The following is a 2,186-nucleotide window of genomic DNA, read 5'->3' as shown; positions in this document are numbered from 1 at the left end:
GTTCGGCGGAGGTGGCACTCCAGCGTGCCAACGCCAAGGTGACGGATCGCTACGGCGGCACCCATCTGGGCCGTAGCGTGGCGTCGCTATTGGCGACTCCGCACGCCCACGCGGTGCGCGGCGCGGTGGTGATCGTCGCCTCGGACGGCTGGGACGGCGATCCGCCGGAGGTTCTCGCCCGCGCGATGGCGCGGTTGCGTCGACGGGCCCATCTGATCGTGTGGCTCAACCCGCGGGCGGCGGCCCCGGGCTATCAACCCCTAGTCGGATCGATGGCGTGCGCGCTGCCCTACTGTGACCTGTTTCTGCCCGCGCACTCGATGAGCGGCCTGCGTGAGCTGTTCGACTGCCTCGCCGCTTAGCATCGATGGCATGACCGACACCGCCCGCGCGCGCATCGACTTCCCCTCTCGCATCGGCGTCTGGTGGGCCAGCGAGACGTGGGCCATGCCCGACGCGCAGGACGTGGCAAGGGATATCGAATCCCTTGGCTACGGATCACTTTTCATTCCGGAGATCGGATTCAAGGACGCGCTGGTCGAGTCTGCGGCGTTTCTGGCTGCCACTGAGCGGTTGGTCGTGGGCACCGGCATCGCCAACATCCACGTCCGCATCCCGTCGGCGGCGGAAGTCGGCGGCCGGACGCTGAACAACCTGTACCCTCGCCGCTTCGTCCTTGGGCTGGGCGTGAGCCACGCCCCGCTGGTCGAGGGCAACATCGGCGGCAGTTACCAAAAACCGTTGGCGACCATGCGCACCTACCTCGAGAAGATGGCCGCCGTGCCCGACGCGTTCGAGCCGGGCGCAGGTCGTCCGGTGCGCTTGCTCGCCGCGCTTGGCCCCAAGATGATCGAACTGTCGGGTACCGACGCCGACGGCGCCCACCCCTACCTGGTGCTACCCGAGCAGACCCGGGTGACGCGCGACATCCTCGGCCCGGACAAGTGGATCGTCTCCGAGCAGGCCGTAACGATCGGTGGCACGCCCGATGAGCAGCTGCAGTGGGCCCATGCTCACCTCGATGCGTACAGCGGTCTGCCGAACTACCGGAACTCCTGGCTGCGGCAGGGGTTCGACGAGTCCGATCTGGTGCGCGGCGGCTCCGACCGGCTGGCCCGCGCGATCGTGGGCGTCGGGTCCATCGAGAATGCCGCCGCATCGGTTCAGGCCCACCTCGACGCGGGCGCGGACCACGTCGTCGTTCAGGTGCTCGGCGACAGCCCGGTCGCCGACCCCCGCCCGGCGCTGCGCACGCTGGCCGAGGCACTTGACTTCGGTTAGGTCTGCTCTGCGGCGGGCTCGTCCGCGACCCCGCCGGCGCCCTTGGCCCTGCGGCGCCGTTTGTACCACTCGATGAAGATCGGGGTGAGCGACGCCAGCGCGATGAGGATGAAGATCGGTTCGAGCAGCTTCTGGATGACCTCGAACTGCCCGAGCCAGTACCCGAGCAGGATCAGGCCGAGGCTCCACACCAGGGCGCCGATGACGTTGAACAGGGTGAAGACGCCGTAGTTCATGCGTGCGGCACCCGCCGTGATGGGGGCCAGGGTGCGCACGATCGGCACGAACCGGGCCAGCACGATGGCGAACGGGCCGCGAGCCTCGAAGAAGGCGTGGGCCTCGTCGAGGTAGCGCTGCTTGAGGAACCGCGCCTTGGGCTTGAACATCGAGGTGCCGATGCTGCGGCCGATCCAGTACCCGACCTGGCTGCCGAGGATCGCGGCGATGGGGACGAAGACCAGCAGCTGCCAGAGCGGGAAGTTGGCGTCGACCTCGTGGGCCTGGGCGGCCGTCCCCGCAGCCAGCATGCCCGCGACGAAGAGCAGGGTGTCACCGGGCAGCACCGGGAACAGCACGCCGGACTCGATGAAGACGACGACCAGCAGCCCCACCATCGCCCAGGCGCCGAAATAGCCGATCAGCGTCACCGGATCCAGGAAGTCCGGCATCAGCGCGAGGGTGGTCGTGGTCATGGCTCACAAAGATACCGGTGGCTACCTGACGTCTTGCTGAGGCGAGCTGGGGCGATGCCCGGCGCCGGGTGCCAATGCCTGGATAAAGTTGGGCAATGTCTACTCACAAGGCCGTTCACGTCGCCGAGGCAGGCGGAGCCCTGACGCTCGCCGACGTCGAGACCACGTCACCGCCGCGCGACCACGTCCGGATCGCCGTCGCCGCATGCGGCG

General features: G+C 68.4%; 3 protein-coding genes and 1 pseudogene. 3 read left to right on the top strand and 1 reads right to left on the bottom strand.

Annotated features, from left to right (window positions below; genetic code table 11):
* Both ACRDUX_RS28135 and ACRDUX_RS28130 read left to right on the top strand, forming a co-directional pair.
* The coding region (locus ACRDUX_RS28135) for a VWA domain-containing protein (protein ID WP_526418678.1) at positions 1 to 362 on the top strand (362 nt) is incomplete at its 5' end.
* Positions 363 to 372: 10 nt separating this feature from the next.
* On the top strand, positions 373 to 1,281 hold the full coding sequence (locus ACRDUX_RS28130) for an LLM class F420-dependent oxidoreductase (RefSeq protein WP_526418676.1): 909 nt from the start codon (positions 373 to 375) through the stop codon (positions 1,279 to 1,281).
* Here the strand turns inward: ACRDUX_RS28130 and ACRDUX_RS28125 are convergent.
* Positions 1,278 to 1,973, bottom strand: coding sequence for a VTT domain-containing protein (locus ACRDUX_RS28125; RefSeq protein WP_526418674.1), 696 nt, complete (start codon positions 1,971 to 1,973; stop codon positions 1,278 to 1,280). The genes ACRDUX_RS28130 and ACRDUX_RS28125 overlap by 4 nt on opposite strands.
* 95 nt (positions 1,974 to 2,068) lie before the next feature.
* On the opposite strand from ACRDUX_RS28125, the pseudogene ACRDUX_RS28120 reads away from it, so the two are divergent.
* A pseudogene (locus ACRDUX_RS28120) lies at positions 2,069 to 2,186 on the top strand (alcohol dehydrogenase); the annotation flags it as partial.

Origin of the sequence: Mycobacterium sp., assembly GCF_050701675.1 — a bacterium.
In the GTDB taxonomy this organism is placed as follows: domain Bacteria; phylum Actinomycetota; class Actinomycetes; order Mycobacteriales; family Mycobacteriaceae; genus Mycobacterium.
The sequence above is the reverse complement of the archived record's forward strand: the minus strand, read 5'-3'. Positions and strand labels throughout refer to the sequence as shown.